Raw genomic sequence first — 21,351 nt, 5'->3', positions numbered from 1 at the left:
CCAAAAAAGCAAACCTCAGCATAAATGACTCTTTTTGCCAACAACTTAACTGTGGCACCAAGTCATAAACAAAAGTACAGGCCACCAATCAGCAGTATCTATTGAGTGATGTTAAATAAAGCATCGCAACAATCAATCAAGATAAACACGATAAAATACCTAAGTCGCTCACCATCACTGCACTAAGCTTGATTAACTTGTCGATATAAGTGAATTTTTTTAATCTATTAATGCGTTTTTTATCGTTTGTCGGCTTTAGTCCTTTTGACTAAAGTTCATCTGTAGCGCGGCGCTACGTAAACGTTTAAGGGAGCGACATCATGAAAAAAAGCATAGTTAACGGCCTAATGAGTGCCACATTAATACTGACAGCATCGACAAGTGTTATGGCTGACGAACAAGGCCATCACATCAATAGCAATGCCTACAAAATGGTATTAATTGAAGATGTACCAGGTGTTAACGCATTGCAATCTGGTGATGTTCAGCAAGGGCTCACAGCAACATTGTCTGCAAGTAAATACACAGTGGATGACTATTCTCGCAATGTGAACTTATGTGCAGGTTACGTGCAATTATCTGACATGGAAAATGCCGAAAAAGCCTGTGATGCTGCAGTGAAAAGTGCCCGTACTCAAGTCGCAATTGCATCAATGGTAGAGCGTGCTTATGCCTACAATAATCGCGGCATAATGAAGTTAATCAATAATGACAAATTAGGTGCATTAGCTGATTTTAAATATGCGGCAAAAGTGGATAACAGCAGTATTTATCAGCATAACGTTGAACGTTTACAAGCATCATTAACCAGCACACAAGACGGAATGATGTAATTGGACCCAGACCAAAAAACCGTCACGGTTCAATGCAATCAGCCAAACAGTTTTTTGTTAGTACATCTTGCTGAGTGTGCAGCAATAGACAGGTAAATCAATAAGATACCTGTCTATTTTTGTTAGCAGAATTGATTGACAGAACGTGAAACTGCTACAGCCTTTTTGTCATTTACACTCGATACTAAGTTTACACACGATACTATGATGGAGTATTAACATCTTGCTGTTTACGTGCAATGGCCACTATTGCCATAGTGACAAAAACGGCGAATAGGCCCCATAATTGCAGCCATTTAGGCAACACGGCCGACCAACCTGCCCCTAATTGATTTAACTCGAGCATCCCCATAATCGCTGGCACAGCAGGAATAACTTGCGATGCCACTACCAATGGCTGTGGAATCAACGCAATTGGCCACACAAATCCTGCCACAAATAAAATTGGCATAGAGACCAATAAATACAATTGGGTGGGTAATTCACGCCGGCGGAACAAACTACTGAGATAAATACCTAACGAACCCGTAGCCAATAAAAAGGGCAACATAAATAAGCCTACTTCAATCACAGAGGCAACCACGCTGACTTTATACCAATAAAAACAAGCGCCTAAGTAGAAACTGCTGAATAATGTATAAATCATCATAAACACACTAAGCCTTGCAAGCACTAAGGTCACCGGCCGGACTTGCTGCCAGTAGCCCTGTTTACCCCATTGGCCTGCGCCCAAAATACCTGTGCCAATTAATAAGGTTTGATGCAAAATTAATAAAAATAAACCCGGTACCACATAGGGGGTATAACCCAAACTTGGGTTAAAAGCCGGCACCGAATTAATATGGATAGAATTAACAGCTTGCTGCGCTAACTCTGGGTTTTGTCCACGGGCGAGCAAACCTATCATTTGCACGTGTTTACTGGCATCAATACCTGCAGAAACTAAGCCTTCAACAATCGCAGAATAAATTAAAAAGTAACTCGCATCACCGCCGTAACTTAATGTCGCGCCTTTGCCCAATAACAAATTACGCCTAAAATCCGCTGGGATAACCAATAAACCATGCGCTTTACCAGCATCAATCCAAGCTTGGGCTTGGTCAATACTGTTTACATTAGCGAGCACTTTTATCTTGGCACTGGCATCGGCATGACGTGTCACCAATCGGCTGAGAGAAGAATTATCATGATCAACGACCACAATCTGCTGCTCTGTCGGCACCTGATGCAGATACGGTAACGGATAAAGCACTGAGTAAAATAACACGCCACCAAATAAGGTCACGACTATGGCTTTATCAGCCAGTATCGCTTTGCATTCTGCAACCATTAACTGCCAGAAGTTCATCACTTGACTCCCAGACTAATTGACTTGCTCACGGGAACTTGAGGCGGTATTTTCTGAGCATGACGCCCCAACACATAAAGCAAAGGGATTAATAGTAAAAAGCCCCAATATGAACTGATTTGCAGTAACACTTGTGGCAAGTTCACCCCGTAGCTCACCACACTGACATGAGAGTCGATATAGTGACTTGATGGCATAATCAAGCGCCACCATTTAGCCAATAAAGGCATATCATTAACTGGAAAGGTAATCCCCATAAACGCAAACGCAGGTGCAAATAAGGCAGTACAAAAGCTGACCACCCGTGCACTGTCACGCATCAGCATAAAAATAAATAACACGATCAACCACAACGCCATGAGCATGAACATCTGCGCCAATACCAAAAGCCATAACGAACCCGCTATCGGCATCGCCAAATAATGGTATAACCACAGCAGAATAAAGCCACCATGAATAAGCATAATGGGGCTGTAGAACAGGATTTTAACCCACACCTTAGCCCAAAAATTTTTGGCCAAATAGTTACGTTCACCCTGCGGGAGCAGTTCCGCATTAACACTATTGACAAAAACCAGCATCGACAGCAACTGCCACAATGCAATCAATATAGGAGGAACCAGAAATCCGACATAGTTATTATTGCGATTAAATAGTGCCGTGGTTTGATTACTAATAGGCGTTAAACTCACATCGACTGTGGCTTTATTGGCTCCTTTGAGCAATAAATTTATTTCACCAATATGCGTTAAGCCCTCAGCAAGGCTGAGTTGTAGTTGGCTAGAGAGTAACTTGCCAACTAATAAAAATTGACTGTTATAGCGAATATCAATCGTGGGTTGTTTGGATGTTAATAGGTCTTTGTTAAGCTGATAAGGCAAAATAACTAAACCATAAACTTCCACTTTACGCATAGCGTCAATTGCTGATGCTTCATTAGCATATGCGCGAGGAGCAACCACGGCGTTTGCCGATAATTGCCGGGTAAGCATACGACTAATTTGGCTATTATCTAAGTCAACCACGGCAACCGGAAGCTGTCTTGGCAAGCCTGCACTGAACAACCACCACAGCGCAAGTACGCCGATGAGCGGAATATAGCTCACCAAGGCGAGTTGCCAAGGCGAATGCCATAACACTGTCCATTCACGCCGAAATAGATGCCTCATCAGCAAGCCTTATTAATGTTCGTTGAGCTTGTCGGCGCGAAATAATACCGACATCCCAACACGTAAATCGGCTATTTTCTGCTTAGGTGTCAGTTCCACCTCGAATGTACGCATATCAAAATCATGGCCACTTTCAGTGGAGCGCCAAGTGGCAAAATTGCCCATCACACTGATGTGCGACACGGTAAATTCAACTTGCTGCTGCAATGCGGGGATATCTAACATCACGCTTTGATCTTGTTTAAATTGTAATAATTGATCTTCTCGCACTTGTAATACAGCCCAAGCATCACTCATATCAATAATGCTCACTACCGGAAAGCCACTCGGTGCTAACTCACCTGCTTGTAACAGTACTTCACTCACCTCAGCTTTTTTAGGTGAACGCATTTGGCTATCAGCTAAAATTGCATTCACCTCGTTAACTGCGCCTTCTGCCATACGAGTCTTGCCTGCCGCAGCCGCTTTGGTTTCATCGCGTGCGCCTTCGTCGGTCATTTGATACATGGCATAGGCTGCCTGTTCAGTATATTTAGCGGCCTGCCATTGGGTATAAGCTTCATCACGCTTTTGCCTTGCAACAACACCTTCATCAAATAGATTTTCAATGCGCTGATATGTTTTTAGACTAAGCTCGGTGGCAGCTTGAGCTTTTAACCATTGCTCTTTAGCGGCTGTGACTTGTTGTTGTCTTGCGCCATTATTAGCTTGTTGCTGCATTGCGGTTGCGGCTTCTAGACCACCTTGAGCCTGCACTAGCTTGGCATCCAATTCAGGACTGCTGATGGCAAACAAAATATCGCCCACATCAACCTGATCGCCTTTGCGCACTAAGACCTGCTCTACCCGCCCTGGCACTTTAGAAGATATGTTGTATTCACGAGCTTCTATTTGCCCTTGTAACACGCCCGGTTGCGGCGTAAAGGCCAGCATGACGCCATAGCCTAACAGTAATATAAGTAACACGAATGCAATGACCGCGATGATCTTGTTAGCCCGCATAAGCAGCCCCCTGAAGTTGAGTTCGGTTAATAAATTCATCGACTTGACCACTAATGGCCATCACTTTGGCATAGGCTTGAATATAGCGATATTTAGCCCCTAATTGCTGAGTTTTAACCGCCGTTAAGCTTAACTCTGCATCGATCCTATCAATTGATGTGGATAAGCCTTGATTGAAAGATAACTCTCGTAAACGTAAATTTTCAGTCGCTAACGCTAACGACGTATTCAGCGCATCGGCTTCTTCTTTAGCTTGCAGCATTTGCCGATAACTTTGATCGATCAGTAAACTTAAATCCTGCTTGGTTTGTGCTTTAGTGTATCGAGCTTGCAATAAAGCACTTTTGGCGGCTTGTACTTTACCACTGCGCCCATCACGGCTTATCAGCGGTATGCTCATGCCCACACCTACCATCCAATCAGGTTCCACTTGTGAAAATAAGCTGTCATCTTCATACAAGGTATAGTTACCGTATAAATACACTGTGGGGTAATAACTGCCCTTTTCTAGGTCCACTAAGCCATTGGCTTGAGCTTCTTTAGCCTCAAGCAGTTTTAATGCCGGATGCTGAGTTAACGTCAGCTGGCTAAGTTGTGGCAATGACGGTTGCTGTTCCAGTAAAAACAGCGCTGAAATAGGATCGACTGAGGGAATATGCAACATCCGCGCTAAAGCTATTTCGGCCATTTCATATTGACGCTGGCTTTTACCCCTATTGACCTTGGCATTTTCTAACGCGACTTGGGCATTTAAGCGTTCAACTTTGGCTATTTGCCCTTGTTGCTCCAATTTTTGTGCATGGCTGACATGTAACGCTAACGAATCTACCAACTGATTTTGAGTATCAACTAAGGTTTTTGTCACCGACACCGCATAGTAACGATCAACTAACTGCAGAAATAACTCCCGCCGAGCTAGGGCCAACTCTTGTTCAGTTTCAGAAACTTGTGCTGCATGTATCCCTTGCGCAGCAGTAATTTTACCACCAGTGTAAATCGGCCACATGGCTTGCAAACTAGCACGAAATACATCTTGCTCAGTAAAAGGGGTAACAAACAATGAACTAGGAATACTGGCTAGGGCACCGCCAAGCGCTGGCGGTAAGGTACTGCTATCAAGCGAGGCAAGTGGATTAAGATCATTGAGGTCAAGTTCAATCGGTTTTTCAAGACGGGTATAACTACCGGCAATATTCAACGATGGGAAATTCAGTGCATCACCAGCGTCTTCTTCGGCTTTGGCGCGGTTAACATGCTGGGTTTTGGCTTGCAGATGATCGCTTACTTGGGTTAATTGCTGCCAAGCATTGCTAAACGTAATGGGCTCAGCGAAAACACTGAGATGAACAAAAAAAACACTCGAACACAACACCAAGCTCAATCGCCTCTGGCTATGTGGACTACTATGACGCTTTGCAACCATAAACACCTCTAGAGTTAATACTCTAATTCCTTGATGAAGTATAACTTAAAACAGTTATTTTCACAGCCACATAGATTATTAACCTGACTATACATATCCTTAAATAAACAAGACTATCAAAATAAGCCTTAAATATACAACGGCTTACCAAGTCATAACACTCAGTAAGCCGGCTACTTACGGCTAAATAGGCTAACGTTTAAGCTGTACCGCCAACCGTTAGACGATCAATTTTCAATGTTGGTTGCCCCACGCCAACAGGCACGCTTTGTCCGTCTTTACCGCACACGCCTACGCCTTTATCTAGAGCTAAGTCATTACCAACCATGGAAATTAATCCCATGGCTTCAGGGCCATTACCAATTAAAGTTGCACCTTTAATTGCCTGAGTTACCTCACCATCTTCAATCAAATAAGCTTCAGAAGCTGAGAACACAAACTTACCTGAAGTGATATCGACTTGACCGCCACCAAAGTTGGGCGCATAGATGCCTTTCTTCACTGACTTGATAATGTCTGCAGGGTCTGATTCACCGGCATTCATATAAGTATTCGTCATCCGTGGCATAGGTAAATGAGCATAAGATTCGCGGCGACCATTACCCGTAGGCAATTGTCCCATTAAGCGCGCATTTAACTTATCTTGCATGTAGCCGGTTAAAATACCATTTTCAATCAAAGTGGTTTTTTGAGTTGGCACGCCTTCATCATCGATACTTAATGAACCACGACGATTTTCCAATGTACCATCATCGACTATGGTGACTAATGTCGATGCCACTTGCTGGCCCATTTTACCGCTAAAGGCGCTGCTACCTTTGCGATTAAAGTCACCTTCTAAGCCATGACCTACCGCTTCGTGCAATAACACACCAGGCCAACCGTTACCCAACACTACGGTCATTTCACCTGCTGGAGCATCAATGGCATTAACATTCACTTGAGCTTGGCGCACTGCTTCACGAGCAAATTCAAAACTCTGTGGTAAGCCAGTTTCATCTGTGGCTAAGAAGGCACTGTAATCGTGACGACCACCACCACCGGCACTACCGCGTTCACGCTTGCCGTTGTCTTCTAAAATAACACTACAGTTAAAACGCACTAATGGACGAATATCTGCGGCCAATGTACCGTCACTGGCAGCGATCAATATTTCCTCATGTACGCCAGATAAACTAACCACAACCTGAATAATACGGCTGTCTAAACTACGGATATACGCATCGGCTTGCTTTAACAAGTCGATTTTCTTCACTTCGTCCATAGCCGCAATTGGATCGGCACTGTCATAGAGTTTATGTGCCGCTTGACGCTTAAAGGCTTGTACCTTGTGCTGCTCACCGGCACTGGCAATGCCACGGGCGGCTTTCGCTGCGGCATCAAGAGCGGCTGGAGTAATCTCGTCGGCATAAGCAAAACCGGTTTTTTCACCGCTAATAGCACGTACCCCCACACCACGCTCAATGTGGAAACTGCCTTCTTTGACTATGCCATCTTCTAAAACCCAAGACTCATGACGGCTACCTTGGAAATACAGGTCTGAAAAATCGATATTGTGTTGATGAATGGTATTTAAGTAACCTTGCAATCCGTCTAAGGTTAATCCATCTTGCAATAAACTCTGCTCTACTTGGGTTAAAAATGGCATTAAAATTCTCTTTATTAATTGGTAACGCGTACTGCGAATTCAGTGTTAGTCGTGGCTCAGCCAGTATTATTTCAGCTGTGGCTCTCTAAATCGATTATGGCCCATCAGCGGCATTTGTTGACGAATGCGCTGTAATTCCGCTGAATCGACTTTAGCCTGTACCCAGCCACATTCCGTCGCTCGTTCAGCAATAACTCTGCCCCATGGATCAACAATCATACTGTGCCCCCATGTTTCTCGACTGCCTTGATTATGCTGTCCCCATTGGCCTGCGCCCAATAAATAACATTGAGTTTCAATCGCTCTGGCTTGCAATAACACTTGCCAATGCGCTTCCCCAGTCACTTTGGTAAATGCAGAAGGTAGAGCAATATAATCTGCTCCAGCTAAACGTAAAGCCCGAAACATGTCGCCAAAGCGAATATCATAACAAATGGCTAAGCCGACTTTGCCAAACGGAGTATCAATCACACTAATATGATCGCCTGGATGAAAGGTATCACTTTCACGATAGGTTTTGGTGTTATCACTCACCTCAACGTCGAATAAATGCAGTTTATCGTAATGACCTAGGGTGACGCCATGATCATCAAAAAAATAACAACGGCTGAAGACTCGACCATCATCGGCACGCATAGGAATAGTGCCGGCAATAAAATACACTTGATACTTTTTAGCCATCGAAGCTAACGCGTTTTTAAGTTCGCTTTGATCCTGGCTACCTGCATATTCAAGCTGCTGGCTTTCGTGGCCACCAAACAATAAACAACACTCAGGTAACACCACTAATTGTGGTTCATTGGCTTCTCGAGGTAAGTCTTTAAGCTGCGAGTCGACAAACGCGAGATTGGCTTGGACATCGCGACTGCTTTGGCATTGTAATAAGCTGATTTGCATCTCTTACTCCTGGTAGCGAAACGACATGAGCCAGTGACTCGCCTGCGTGTTGGTCCCTTGATAAAGCGTCGGTGTACATTTGCGCCTTTATCATTCGAGAAACCTGATTCGTTGGTATTGAGCTAATTGCCCCTGTGATATTGGGCGGTACATTATCTTGCCTATTATGCTCTGGGGCTTGAGTTTCATTTTCGCCCTTGGTATCACTTTTAAGCTTGGGCTCGATATTAGAATCAACTCCAGTTTTAATCTGAGTTTCAACACTCGACTCATTGGCTTGCGGTAAAATAGCTTGTGGAATTTCAATTTCTTTACTCTTACGCTCAAGCTCTTCAAGTTGTGGATTGTCCATGGTGCCGGTCACTCGAAAACGAATTTCAGAAATGACTTCAATCACAGGCTCTAACACTTTTGTCAGGGCAAATGCCCCTAAACCTAAAGTCCATGCACTGGTGCTCAATAACACCACGGTTGGTACACTCGACGCAAGCTGCGGCACAAACCGAATATCATAATTTAAGCTTTGACTGGTGAGATCGGTATAACCGCGTATGCGCATATTGCCCGCAATAGCATCCATTTCTGAATCTGTGGTTTTCACTACACCATCATCAATCGCAAGGTTGCCGTTGAAGCGATTAAAGTATAAGCCTTCACCGAACACATCCGAGAAATCTAATGATAATTTGCGTAATAATGAATCTAAACTAAATAATGAAAATACCCGTGCACCTTTATCGCTTATTTCCGATAAATGGCCTTTACCTAACTCAAATTTTAGCTGGCCGTTAAGTGTATCGAGCATGAAATGATAAGGTGCACCTTGCCATGATAACTGACCATTGAGATCTAATGGCGCATCTTCTAGCCCAGGGTTGATGTTCAATATCGTCGAGAGGTCATCAAACTTATCGGCCTGTAAATTGACCTCAAACGAGGTTTTTTCAGTGCCATTATCAACTGACCATAAGCCATTTGCCTGCAATGTTACCGTTGGCTTAGTCAGTGAAAGAGTCTGGAATTGGTAGCCTTGTTCTACGGGCAATCCTTGCAATACTAAATGACCGAGCGATAAATTATTTACACTAAAATCATCCACATCTATCGCTAACGTAGGCAGATTTTGTAGCATAACAGTCGGGGATAAATCATCACTTTTTGTTGCACTGGCTGTTGGCAATAAATGCAGTTTGCTTGCGACAACTTTAATGCCTTGATCGCGCCAATTAGCATAAAAATCGATACGGCCATCAAACTGTTGTGACTGAGCATCAAAGCGCCATACATGTTCGGTTGGCTTAGCATCGAAATGCAATTTATCGAATGATTGCCCAAGTACCGTTAATTGGCCAATATTGGCATGAATTCCCGCTAATGGTGGAAATGCCGGAGTCGCAAGGTTAGCATCAACCGCAGGCGAAATGGGTTGTTGCAACTCAGTATCAGGCAACTCGGCGACAGTTAAAATACGGTCTCGTATCAAAGAGGTCACGACTTCAGGTTCTGCTGTCGCACTAAAGCGATTAATCAGCGGTAGCCACTGCGCTAAGTCAACTTTAGGCAGATCTACATGTATGTGCCCATACTGCTTATTTAATCTGTCACCCAATCTAAAATGGCGACCTATCATCACATCATAAAAGGCCAGTTGACTGCCATTATCGGCATTAAATCCTCCCCAAAACTCCACATCATTACCCAGTTTAATGCTCAGTGATGATTGTTTGTTATCGCCAATCAGTTCTGCACTGAGCGTTTTCGGTTCCGCTGCCGATTTTTCATAAGGGATAGGTAAATCTAATGATGTTCCTACAAGATCGGAATTTGCAGAAACTTGTAAACTGTAGCCACTAGGATCAAAAATCATAGTTAACTGGCCATTCCAGTCCATGTTTCCGTGATAGGTTTCAGTCAGTGGATTGTCTAAACTGTCAGGTAGGGCATCAAGATCCCAGCGTCCTTTCAGCGCAACATTTAATGCAATATTGTTGTTGCGCTTACCGGTACTCAAGCTAAACGTGAGAGGCTGTTGAAATAATCGAGCCTTAATATTTTTACCTTCAATTACTTGATTAACAAAACTCACTTGCCCTGTCACCCCCTGTAAATCTAAACCGGGAGTATCAATAAACACTGGGTTATTATTAAATGTGACTTGACCTTTAATGAGTTGCTCGCCGCCTTCATATAAGGGAATCGCCAGATCCAATCGAGTATTAATGTGTTGTTGGATTTGCACTACGTCTAACGTAGACCCGACAGAATCATGTAACGGTGAAGCATTAATTACTTTGGTTGCAGCTTGAGCATCAGTATTAATATCGGCTTCAACCTTTAACAACGACGCTTCCCCCAAATGTGGAATAGACACTCGCGCGCCGTCTACCGTAACGTCATCAAGTTTGCCCTGATCAATATGTAAATCCATCATCGCATTTTCAAACAAGGCTGATAAAGTAAGATCGCTCACAGCAGGCCAATCAGGTTGGAACTTAAAATTGCCATTATTAAGAGTAAAAGCGGCTTGAAAGACTCCGCTGCTGTCTTGATAGGGGTAGCCACCTAAATCCCCATGCCAGACTAACTGCGCATCATTCACTTGCCCAGCGACTAAGCCGTCATTAAGGTAGCTAATTAAGTTTGGACTCATCGCCATTAATGGAAAATATCGCCCAAGATGAGCCACATCATTAATGGTCACGTGAGCAGCTAATCCCATATGAGTCTGTTCAGCAAACTCAAGATTAAGGCCCGCTTGCAGAGTAAGATCACTATTACTCAATTCAATATTAGCCACGGTCAAGCGCTGCTGGCCAACATCATATCGGCCCATGACGGCACTGCTATTAAGTATTATTGGCTGACTAAAATTATCGCTAAAATCGAGCTGGTATTTTTGCTCAGGCAAGCTAAATTCAAGTTGATTATTTGCCCAGGTTAATTGGGCATCGAAAGGGCTGATACCTGGTATAGACTCATAGGGCTGCCATTGTAATTGCTGTGCTTCAACTTTAGCGATAAGGGCTTTTTCTGCCTGTTTATACAGCCGAATAGGGCCAATTTTTCCTTGAGGATTAAGCTGCTGCCAACTGCGTACTTGCTGCATGCCTAAACCTGGCACTAACGGCAACATAGGCTTAAGCAAGGTAGGGATAATTTGATTCGCATATCCAAAAAAATCACCATCACCACTGCCAATAGCCAAGGTGAGTAATGGCCAAGTTTGATCATTGGTGGATAAATCTAAATTGTGACTGTCGATTCGCCAACCATCTGGTTGTGGGATCCATTGCAATGAACCTGAATTGATTGCAAACTTTTGCTGGCTGTCCGCATCTTGCCATTGTAACCAGCTAGGTTTAAAAACCAGTATGCCATCTTCAATTTGACGATGCGCGAACGTCATCCATGCATCAAGATTTATGACCCCTTGAAACTCAATATTATCGGCGTCTGTTTGCGCGTTATGTTGTCTAGAGGCCCATTTGCCTAAGTCTAATGAGTCTGCGGCCACGTAAAGTTGACCAGCTATAGTATCCGCTTGATAACCATCACCGCTAAGATCAATACGTAACGTTAACTGTTCTTGCTTTGACTGCTGTGGATCAACATAGATGATGCCTTGTGCTTGGTGACGATTAGTGCTGTTTTGCCATAATAAATTATCGATAAAAATCGGCCGATAATCATGCTGTTTACTCACCAGTTGCAGGGAGGCATCGGTTATTGAAAAATGACCTAATTGCTCCAATAACAGGGCATATAACCAGTCAAGAGTGGCTTTATCGCTAGGCTTGGTATTATCGTCAGTAGCAGTTAACTGATCGAGATTGAGCGCCACCTTAAGACCATCAAATACAACGGTTTCAACCTGCGGGCTCAAGGTTAGTAGCGACTGCCAAAAATCGAGTTTGATATGCACATTGTTGCTGACAACTGTAATTGGCAGATTATCCTGTGGCGGTAGGACTAAATTGTTAATGGTCAATGCAGGCCCAAATGCTTGCCATTCAGCACTGAGTTTATCCATCTGCACATGCAGTTGGTACTCACTATCAAGATAATCAATTAACTCAGTACGGACTTCAGGAATATGAGGCAATAAACCACGAATAAGGCTCACCGCCAATGCAAAAAGCACCAGTGTAATAGCCAAAATCTGCCAAAATACTCTGTTGATCGTTCCCGTACGAGTTGTCGACACTACATCATCACCACATCATATTTACTTTGAATGTATAACGGTTCATTTTGCAAACGAATACGTTTACCGATGTAGACTTCTAATTCTGCCAACAAATGTGATTCATCGCCGCTAAAACTCATGTACACAGCCGGTGAGCAATACAATAAAAACTCATCGGCTTTATAAGCTCGATCTAATCGAATAATTTCGCGAAAAATCTCATACGACACAGTTTCAATCGTTTTCATGGTGCCAGTGCCTTTACAAGATGGACACTCACCGCATACCACATGCTCTAAACTTTCGCGGGTACGTTTACGGGTCATTTCAACTAAACCCAAGCCAGAAAAACCACTCACGCTGGTTTTGACTCTATCTAACGCCAAGGCCGCATTTAAACTTTCTAACACCCGTGCTTGATGTTCCTTACTTAACATATCAATAAAATCGATAATGATAATCCCACCCAAATTACGTAATCGCAGCTGTCTTGCAATCGCTTGAGTGGCTTCAAGGTTAGTATTAAATATGGTTTCTTCTAAATTACGATGACCTACAAATGCACCGGTATTAATGTCGACTGTGGTCATAGCTTCGGTTTGATCAATAATTAAATATCCACCCGATTTGAGTTCAACTTTGCGACCTAAAGCGCGTTGAACTTCATTTTCAACATCATACAATTCAAAAATAGGCGCTGGCCCGGCATAATGCTCAATTTTGTTAGCAATCTCAGGCATAAACTCTTGCACAAACTGTTGAAGTTCAGCATATGTACGGCGTGAGTCAACTTGAATATGATCAAGCTCTGTTCCCACAAAGTCACGAATAATCCGTACCGGTAACGCTAAGTCTTGATAGAGTAATATCACCCCTTTCCGCTTGCGACGTTCGCTGACTTTGGCCCACACTCGGCGCAAAAATGCTGCATCTTGAGCCAGCTCATCTTCACCAATATTTTCAGCGGCTGTGCGAATAATAAAACCGCCATCATCATCAACATAAGGAAGGGTAATATTTTTGAGGCGTTGGCGCTCTTCTTCCAGTTCAATGCGTTGCGATACGCCAACATGGCTAGAACCAGGCATAAAAACTAAATAGCGGGAAGGTAAAGTAATGTCGGTAGTGAGGCGGGCGCCTTTAGTGCCAAGCGGGTCTTTGACCACTTGCACCATAATGTCTTGGCCCTGACGAACAAGCTCGGCAATATCGCGCACCACAAAGTTACCTTTTTCAACATCGGCAACACATTCAGTATGCGGAACAATATCGGAAGCATGTAAAAAGGCGGCTTTGTCTAAGCCAATATCAACAAATGCGGCTTGCATGCCTGGAAGTACACGGCTGATTTTACCTTTATAGATATTGCCGACCAAACCTCGCTTCATGCGACGTTCAATATGCACTTCTTGTAAAACACCATGCTCGACTAATGCTACACGCGCTTCTGTTGGCGTGACATTAATGAGTAATTCTGTGCCTTTTTTACGTTGAGTTTTTATGTTCATAGGCCACCAGTATCTGGGTCATGCTCCAATCGTAATGTTGACAGCAGTTGCACCACCGTAGATGACCGATTAAAGCAAAAGTTAAGTTTGCTGCATCATGCAGGCTAATAATTCACGCGTTTCTACAAGCGGTAAACCAACGACGGCGGAATAACTGCCACTAATTGATTGAACAAAACAGCCACCCAAAGCTTGTATGCCATATGCGCCAGCTTTATCCATTGGTTCGCCCGATGCCACATAAGCGTCTATGTCGGCAGCAGATAAGTCACAAAAGCTGACTTGGGTTCGACACAGGCGGCTAAAGGTTTGCTCACCATCTGTTAACGCCACCGCGGTCATCACTTCATGAGTTTTACCAGATAATAATGTCAACATACGCTTGGCATCATCTTGGTCTATTGGCTTACCGAGGATTTGATCGTTCAATACCACTATTGTATCTGAACCGAGTACTTTTGGGGCGATAATATGGCCACTCAGGGCTAAACCCGCTTGGGCTTTTTCAACGGCTAAACGGCACACATATTGTTGTGGAGTTTCAGTTAACCGGGGGGTTTCATCGATATCGGGTGCGACTAGCTGAAATGAGAAATCTGCCTGACTAAAGCCAGCTTGCGCCAGTAATTCTTTTCTTCTTGGTGATGTTGAAGCCAGTACCCATGCCATCGGTTAGTTACTCTTATTAGTGTACATTAAAACAATTCTTACGTTATCAGATTGATTAACGTACTTTGTAATGGCGGCGCATGTTACGCAGAACCCAGAACACCCACCACCAAATAAATAAACTCGAAATAGCGGGTAAAAACATCTCAACATCAAATGGTGTCGCACCGACAACAACAAACTGAATCCAAAATATCACCAAATGATAAATACAGATAAAACATGCTAGGAGTAATGATTGTTGCCAGCGAGGATAGTTACGTAACTGTTGAGACAACAACACGACAATATAAATCACTAACGACAATGCGAGTGAACGGATGCCTAAATGGGCCCCCAATAACACATCAAGCATGACCCCTAGCAACCACGCAGTGAGAATACTGTAACGATGCGGTAACGCCATCGCCCAATACATCATGACCATAAGGAGCCAGTCTGGTCGCCATGCTTCGACCACTTCCGGTAGCGGCATGATCTGAAACATCATACCAATAAATAAAGTCAGCCATACCACTAAGCGACCATTAGCAATGTGCGCGCTCATTGGTTTTCCTCGCTTACTGTTGGTGAAGTCGTTGTTTGTGAAGGCGGAGTACCAACTTGAGATGACGATGCATTATCACTAGTCTGGTTAGGTATGGTTTCCGTTTCACCATTCGTTGCAGCATTATCAGCCGCCTCGTTCATCAGCCCTTGGACCTCAGCAGGCAACGTAAAAGGTTTGGTTTCATCAGGCCAAATAAGCAAAACATACCGAATACGATCAAGCGCAGCTAAGGGCTGGGCATTAATAACGGCATAACTCTGACCATCATCACGCGATACACTGATAACACGAGCGACGGGATATCCCTCAGGAAAACGATTTCCCAAACCTGACGTTACCAATAAATCACCCACAATAATGTCAGTACTTTTAGCCACATTGCGTAATTCAATTTGGTCGATATCACCGGTACCGTTGGCAATTGCCCGCACATCGTTACGAGTAACACGCACCGGAATACCATGAGTGCTATCTGACACCATCAACACGCGACTAGTAAACTCACTCACTTCAGTCACCTGCCCAACAACGCCTTTGGCATCCACCACTGGCTGACCGACATAAACGCCGTTCTGTAAACCATGATTTAACACTACAAACTGCCGAAAAGGATCGCTGGCAACTTCCATGACTTCAGCGACCATTTTACGAGAATCCATGTGCACAGGAGAACCAAGTAATGCGCGTAAACGCTCATTTTCTTGGCGGACATGTTCAAAACGCTGTAAACGTTCTGACATCACCAGTTGTTGGCGTAAGAGTTCTTTGTTTTGCAGTTCGAGCATATTACGCGTGGCAAAGGCTTCGGCAGACCAGTCGAGCATCATACCTGGCACATTGGCCAAAAACTGCAGTGGGCTTAATAATGAGGATAACGACTGGCGAACAGGGTCAAGACGGTAATTAGTCATCAGCAATGCCACCGACAAAATAATTGCCAGTGTCAGTCGGAATTGACTAGAGACGCCACGAACGAAAATTGGTTTCATAAAGTGTTCGCAACTCTGTTAACCCATAAAATGCCATTAACAAAGCCGCTCAGCAGATGATAATTAGTTCTCTTCAGAGAACAAATCACCACCGTGCATATCAATCATTTCAAGGGCTTTACCGCCACCACGAGCAACGCAGGTTAATGGGTCGTCGGCAACCATCACCGGGATTCCTGTCTCTTGCATTAATAAACGGTCTAAGTCACGTAGTAATGCACCACCACCAGTCAATACCATGCCACGCTCAGATATGTCTGAGGCCAGTTCTGGTGGTGATTGCTCAAGGGCAACCATTACCGCACTGACAATACCAGATAATGGCTCTTGTAATGCTTCTAAAATTTCATTGCTGTTTAAGGTGAAGCTTCTTGGTACACCTTCAGCAAGGTTACGACCACGCACTTCAATCTCAAGTACTTCGTCACCTGGGTATGCTGTGCCTATGGTATGCTTGATACGCTCAGCCGTTGCTTCACCAATTAAGCTACCGTAATTACGGCGAACATAATTAATAATCGCATCGTCAAACTTGTCACCACCAATACGTACCGATGAAGAATACACTACACCGTTTAACGAAATAATCGCCACTTCGGTAGTACCGCCACCGATATCAACAACCATTGAACCTGTCGCTTCAGATACCGGCAAACCAGCACCAATTGCTGCTGCCATAGGCTCTTCGATCAAGTACACTTCACGAGCACCTGCACCCATAGCGGACTCGCGGATGGCGCGGCGTTCAACTTGAGTCGCGCCTACTGGCACACACACCAGAACACGAGGACTTGGACGAAAGAAACTGTTGTTATGCACTTGCTTAATAAAGTGCTGAAGCATTTTTTCAGTCACATAGAAATCAGCAATTACGCCGTCTTTCATCGGCCGAATAGCTTGAATATTACCAGGCGTTCGGCCTAGCATTTGTTTTGCTTCTCTGCCAACTGCAGCAACTGACTTTGGCCCATTGCTATTGCGTTCGCCACGAATGGCAACCACTGAGGGTTCGTTCAACACGATACCTTCATCGCGAACATAAATAAGAGTGTTTGCCGTACCTAAATCGATCGATAGGTCGTTAGAAAAAATGCCGCGCAACTTTTTGAACATGTATCAGGCCTGTATTCTGTTGAGTCAGAAGAAGAAAAATCAGCTAACTTTATCAATGACACCCCCATTCTACAATACCGAACAGGTTAACAATTGCTAATCTAGCGTTTTTTTTTGTAAAAGCTGTGAAAAAATCAACATCCGCGCAGTTTTAAATCAAAAAAGCCCAAATTTGATGCTTTTTCATGCATATTATTGCCCCACCTCACGCCAATAAATGATCCTATCATGGCCTCGGTAACGACCAAAGAAGGCACTTGCTCTTGGGTCATAAAGCTGGGCCGGACTTGCTTGGTCCCAATTCCAATACCACTGAAGCCATGGCTCTACTTTTAACGGGGCAGTCACCTGACCTCGATATGCTGTAGAACCTTTGTTTTGCCATAACAAGGTTGACTGGCCGTTGTTAACTAATGCGCCATTATTGGTACGAGTCACGACCTGATCAGACGCTAATAATGGCGCGTATATTTCACTGCCGTCAAGCGGAACGATAACTTGAGTACAGCTATCGCCAGTATTCGTTACCCAGCTACTGCCATTCCAATACTGGGCATAGGTTGGCATGTCTAATACTTCATTTTCAGGACCATAAGTATTATCCATTACAACTCTGCCGTGGCGTAAGTCTTGCGTCGATAATCGTTTGGCGTTGCAGTTGTTGCTGTCGGCGCAAATACCACTGCTGTCTGCGCGCATATCAGCTGATGCAATAAACGACACACTACCATCGTTATCAAAGGCTTGTACACCGATAGCTAATTGACTAAATGGGCCATCCACACCAGGGGCCACTGTACGATTGAAACTAGCTTGATAAGATAATCCTACGTTTGCTTGGCCCAAAACCCAAGAGCCAGCATTAACCGGTAAAACACTTAATCGGCTGCTTAAATCAATGCCATTATTGGCATCTTCACCCACTAAGCTTGCACTCGCTTTAGCAAAGGCGCCTTGATAGTTCTGAGTGACATAAGTGCCAGTATTGACTGCATCTAAGGTTAAGGCGAGAGCAAAAGGTTGATCCATATAGCTAAAGCTGCCGCAAGATGGCAGCACACTCGAGCTACTCACAACAAAGCGGTCGGGTACAAAGCGCCCTATATTAGGCGATGCCGCCTGTGGAATATTATAAAAGCTTGAGCCTAAATATTCGCTCGGTGGATCAGCGGTAAACTTAAACACGCCCACTTCCGTCACTGTCTGCGACACGGTATTACTGCTCGTGGTTTGCGCAACATGATTATATGCCGTCGTACCTACAGCACCTAGCACACCATCCGATGGTGAAATGATTTGATTGCCTAATGCTATATTGTTATGGACATAATTAGGGGTATTTATATTATCGCAGTAGTTTGTATCACCATCCGCTTGCCATGCTTTACCTTGAATAATTAATTCAAATGGCTCGCCAGCTTTTTTATATCGATTACACGTACTACTAATACTTGCAGAACACTCTGCAACACTCTCTTTGGGGGTAACGCATAAACCTACCGGAAAGCTAACAAACGGATCGGAACCAACCATTACCAAGCCTTGTTCATCACCTGTGCCAGTATACTTTGCATCTAGCTGCATTTTTCCTGCATCTGGATAGTTGACGTTAATATTGGCTTTTCCTTGTGCATCAAATGCCAACGCAAGCGTGGTTGCGGCGCTACTCTGCTTACCTACCACGGTATTATTCACTGTTACTGATTGACCACTAATTGGAGTCGTCGGCTCAATATAGGTACTCCAAAAACCGACGTTTTTGGTGATGCTAGCAAACGTTGGGATACATTGCAGAGTACTATCCGATTTTTTCACTGCACTAATAGAAATATTACCTGTTGGTTTGTTGGCCAACTTATCCGGTACCTCAAAAATAAAACCGCTATCGGCAAAAACTAAATTACAGTTAGCCTCGCTTGCGACACTGCCATTAACACGGCACAAGGTTTTACTGAATGCTTTAGTGCTTGGCGTAGACCCGGTGACACCTAAAGTCACAGTGCCGGGAGTATTATGTCTTAGCTGTAAATCTGATTTTTGCCCCCCAGTAAACGTTACCACATTGCCTCCAACCCAACCGCCAACGCCTGTCACTGTTGCAGGGCTGAGCGTCGCAGTGACAGTATCAGGCACAGTCGCACTGCAATCTGCGTTAGCACAGGCTTTAATAGATAATGTTTTGGGTGCACAAGTGATCCCTTGACCAGAATAGGAATACTCAAAATGATCAATTTGTACTCCAATAGGGCTGGAGTTGAGCGCACAAATCTCAACATTATCAATTTCATGATTATTAGTGGATCCGCCAGTTGATCCCGTTAACGACAACAAAAAGTTCTCCGGTATCGCAGCTTGTGAAGAGATGCCGGCAGCATTAAATGCGGGAATAATTTCAACAAAACCGCTACCACTATTGCGTTCAACCTTAACGATTGATTGATTAGGGAGTAATGAGTCAACAGTAATACGGTACCGATGCGCAGGTGAAACATTATTGTTATCCACTTTCGGAGATAAGCAACTACCGGTATTAGTGGTGCCATTACTACAAGTCCCGCGTAAATAAGGGTAACCAGAAGTACCAGAACCTGAACCTCGAATCGATACCGATTGTGGACGTCGGCCTGGACCGCTAGGACCACCTTCAGCAGAAAAGTTACCGTACTCGTCAATCCCGAAACCTAGCCAGCCACCAGCAAAACCATTCACATTAGAACGTGCACCATATCCCATTGGACCACCAGCAGAGCCAGGCTGCGGGGTAATAGCAGCATCGGATAATACAAAAGCAATACCGTCGGCACCGTTACCACCATAGGCATAATGATCAAACTCAATTTCGACTTTATTATTAACCGCAGGAAATAAACGCTGATAAGTTGTCGATGTTGCTTGGTTAGTTCTCGCTTCAGTTTGTCGTAAGCGGCCGTTAACTATTGAAGGGGTAAAGTTACCCGAACTTTGAGCCACAACCCAGTCACTGCCTAAGCTTGCCCGTTCAAAATTATCAGTAAAACACTGGCGCACAGGGGCGAGTTTTTCTATGGCAATAAAACTATAGTTTTCCCACACGTGACTACGGTCACTATCACTGAAGGTATCTTCATCATTAACCATACTGACTGAGTTACTGGTCAATTTACAGCGTCTTAACCAACCACCATCACCACCCAAACGACTGTTTTTACTGGCTACCAATGTTGGCACACTAGTAAAACCATTTAATGGTGTGAGTAAATTAGTACATTGAAAATTGACGTCTTGGGTATTGTTCACATTTGTCTTAAAGGTGGTCGAACGACCAAAATGATAATTGACATTTTTACCTTCCAGCACTAGCGGGCCACTGCCAGACGTTACTGATAAGTAGGCAATTTTTTCATATTGTAAATTATTGGCATTTAATTTACTCGGCTCGCATTTCCCTGAGTTACTGGTCACTTCAGAAGTATCCATCGCAAGTTCGACACCACTTGAGGTAAATTGCGATGTGCTGGTTAACCAGCAATTATTATTTTGGGTTTGTAGTTGGTTAAGCACCACATCTTGGGTACTGGGTAAAAATACGCTGATATATTGATTGTTCGAGCCAACTAAGGCCTTATTTTGTAATACAGAACCAGCCATTAATTTAGTGCCATTGGTTAAATCAAATTGCCCCTGGGTCACTGCAATCCAGTGCACTTCTGGCATATCGGCCACAGGGACATTATTACCAGCAGGCGATTTTCGCTCCCAAGTAAAACCGCTTTCACTGATTGAAGATAAAAACACACTTTGAGGGCCATCGTTGGCAACAGTGTTATTTTCTGACACAGTCGGCATCACAAAGACTAACGGTACAACGCCAGTTTGAAATGGCTCATCAAACACCACACTTTTGGATGTAATACCTGAACTCACAGATGACTTGCCATATTGAATATGAAAAGCCAATCCGGATGACTTGGAATCAATAATGGAAGAAGAAGAGTTCATTTCTAAATAACGAGAAGAAACTCGCCCATTGATGACCG

The 21,351-nt window shown here is 44.0% G+C and carries 14 protein-coding genes; 1 reads left to right on the top strand and 13 read right to left on the bottom strand.

Going from position 1 to position 21,351, the window contains the following annotated elements:
- Positions 1 to 320: 320 nt before the first annotated feature.
- Entirely contained in the window at positions 321 to 833 is a 513-nt protein-coding gene (locus tag H5185_RS14670; protein WP_124015303.1) for a hypothetical protein, read from the top strand.
- Positions 834 to 1,035: 202 nt separating this feature from the next.
- On the opposite strand, the gene H5185_RS14665 is transcribed toward H5185_RS14670, so the two are convergent.
- The 13 genes from H5185_RS14665 to H5185_RS14605 all read right to left on the bottom strand — a co-directional run.
- Entirely contained in the window at positions 1,036 to 2,181 is a 1,146-nt protein-coding gene (locus H5185_RS14665; protein WP_182742462.1) for an ABC transporter permease, read from the bottom strand.
- Positions 2,181 to 3,350 (bottom strand): ABC transporter permease, encoded by a 1,170-nt coding sequence (locus H5185_RS14660; protein ID WP_182742461.1) that lies wholly within the window; start codon positions 3,348 to 3,350, stop codon positions 2,181 to 2,183. Before H5185_RS14660 ends, H5185_RS14665 begins: the two co-directional genes overlap by 1 nt.
- Before the next feature lie 12 nt (positions 3,351 to 3,362).
- Positions 3,363 to 4,352: an HlyD family secretion protein gene (locus tag H5185_RS14655; protein ID WP_182742460.1), complete on the bottom strand. Its 990-nt coding sequence runs from the start codon at positions 4,350 to 4,352 to the stop codon at positions 3,363 to 3,365.
- The gene (locus tag H5185_RS14650; protein WP_235781715.1) at positions 4,342 to 5,775 is read right to left on the bottom strand and encodes a TolC family protein; all 1,434 of its coding nucleotides are present in this window, start codon (positions 5,773 to 5,775) and stop codon (positions 4,342 to 4,344) included. The genes H5185_RS14655 and H5185_RS14650 overlap by 11 nt, the downstream gene beginning before the upstream one ends.
- Positions 5,776 to 5,974: 199 nt before the next feature.
- A complete protein-coding gene (gene tldD / locus H5185_RS14645) occupies positions 5,975 to 7,423 on the bottom strand; it encodes a metalloprotease TldD (RefSeq protein ID WP_124015307.1) in 1,449 nt (482 codons plus the stop codon).
- Between the two features lie 66 nt (positions 7,424 to 7,489).
- Positions 7,490 to 8,320 carry a carbon-nitrogen hydrolase family protein gene (locus H5185_RS14640; RefSeq protein WP_182742459.1) on the bottom strand — a complete coding sequence of 277 codons (831 nt, stop codon included), beginning with the start codon at positions 8,318 to 8,320 and terminating at the stop codon, positions 7,490 to 7,492.
- The gene (locus H5185_RS14635; RefSeq protein ID WP_182742458.1) at positions 8,244 to 12,524 is read right to left on the bottom strand and encodes a YhdP family protein; all 4,281 of its coding nucleotides are present in this window, start codon (positions 12,522 to 12,524) and stop codon (positions 8,244 to 8,246) included. Before H5185_RS14635 ends, H5185_RS14640 begins: the two co-directional genes overlap by 77 nt.
- Positions 12,524 to 14,014 carry a ribonuclease G gene (rng, locus tag H5185_RS14630; RefSeq protein WP_124015310.1) on the bottom strand — a complete coding sequence of 497 codons (1,491 nt, stop codon included), beginning with the start codon at positions 14,012 to 14,014 and terminating at the stop codon, positions 12,524 to 12,526. The genes H5185_RS14635 and rng overlap by 1 nt, the downstream gene beginning before the upstream one ends.
- An 81-nt stretch (positions 14,015 to 14,095) precedes the next feature.
- Positions 14,096 to 14,683 carry a nucleoside triphosphate pyrophosphatase gene (locus tag H5185_RS14625; RefSeq protein WP_182742457.1) on the bottom strand — a complete coding sequence of 196 codons (588 nt, stop codon included), beginning with the start codon at positions 14,681 to 14,683 and terminating at the stop codon, positions 14,096 to 14,098.
- 55 nt (positions 14,684 to 14,738) lie between these two features.
- A complete protein-coding gene (gene mreD, locus H5185_RS14620; RefSeq protein ID WP_124015312.1) occupies positions 14,739 to 15,230 on the bottom strand; it encodes a rod shape-determining protein MreD in 492 nt (163 codons plus the stop codon).
- Positions 15,227 to 16,222: a rod shape-determining protein MreC gene (mreC, locus tag H5185_RS14615; RefSeq protein WP_124015313.1), complete on the bottom strand. Its 996-nt coding sequence runs from the start codon at positions 16,220 to 16,222 to the stop codon at positions 15,227 to 15,229. Before mreC ends, mreD begins: the two co-directional genes overlap by 4 nt.
- Before the next feature lie 63 nt (positions 16,223 to 16,285).
- On the bottom strand, positions 16,286 to 17,335 hold the full coding sequence (locus H5185_RS14610; RefSeq protein WP_011639153.1) for a rod shape-determining protein: 1,050 nt from the start codon (positions 17,333 to 17,335) through the stop codon (positions 16,286 to 16,288).
- Positions 17,336 to 17,527: 192 nt separating this feature from the next.
- On the bottom strand, positions 17,528 to 21,351 hold a 3,824-nt coding region (locus tag H5185_RS14605), incomplete at its 5' end, for a DUF6701 domain-containing protein (RefSeq protein ID WP_310741670.1).

The organism is Shewanella sp. SG44-6 (assembly GCF_014164185.1).
Lineage (GTDB): Bacteria > Pseudomonadota > Gammaproteobacteria > Enterobacterales > Shewanellaceae > Shewanella > Shewanella vesiculosa.
Note: the sequence above shows the minus strand (reverse complement) of the source record. Positions and strands in the feature narration are given on the sequence as shown.

Excerpts from the sequence above, each read along its gene's own strand:
- H5185_RS14650 (WP_235781715.1), bottom strand. The coding sequence starts at position 5,775 with ATGGTTGCAAAGCGTCATAGTAGTCCACATAGCCAGAGGCGATTGAGC.
- rng (WP_124015310.1), bottom strand. The coding sequence starts at position 14,014 with ATGAACATAAAAACTCAACGTAAAAAAGGCACAGAATTACTCATTAAT.
- mreC (WP_124015313.1), bottom strand. The coding sequence starts at position 16,222 with ATGAAACCAATTTTCGTTCGTGGCGTCTCTAGTCAATTCCGACTGACA.
- H5185_RS14665 (WP_182742462.1), bottom strand. The coding sequence starts at position 2,181 with ATGAACTTCTGGCAGTTAATGGTTGCAGAATGCAAAGCGATACTGGCT.
- H5185_RS14625 (WP_182742457.1), bottom strand. The coding sequence starts at position 14,683 with ATGGCATGGGTACTGGCTTCAACATCACCAAGAAGAAAAGAATTACTG.
- H5185_RS14670 (WP_124015303.1), top strand. The coding sequence starts at position 321 with ATGAAAAAAAGCATAGTTAACGGCCTAATGAGTGCCACATTAATACTG.
- H5185_RS14610 (WP_011639153.1), bottom strand. The coding sequence starts at position 17,335 with ATGTTCAAAAAGTTGCGCGGCATTTTTTCTAACGACCTATCGATCGAT.
- H5185_RS14640 (WP_182742459.1), bottom strand. The coding sequence starts at position 8,320 with ATGCAAATCAGCTTATTACAATGCCAAAGCAGTCGCGATGTCCAAGCC.
- tldD (WP_124015307.1), bottom strand. The coding sequence starts at position 7,423 with ATGCCATTTTTAACCCAAGTAGAGCAGAGTTTATTGCAAGATGGATTA.
- H5185_RS14660 (WP_182742461.1), bottom strand. The coding sequence starts at position 3,350 with ATGAGGCATCTATTTCGGCGTGAATGGACAGTGTTATGGCATTCGCCT.
- mreD (WP_124015312.1), bottom strand. The coding sequence starts at position 15,230 with ATGAGCGCGCACATTGCTAATGGTCGCTTAGTGGTATGGCTGACTTTA.
- H5185_RS14655 (WP_182742460.1), bottom strand. The coding sequence starts at position 4,352 with ATGCGGGCTAACAAGATCATCGCGGTCATTGCATTCGTGTTACTTATA.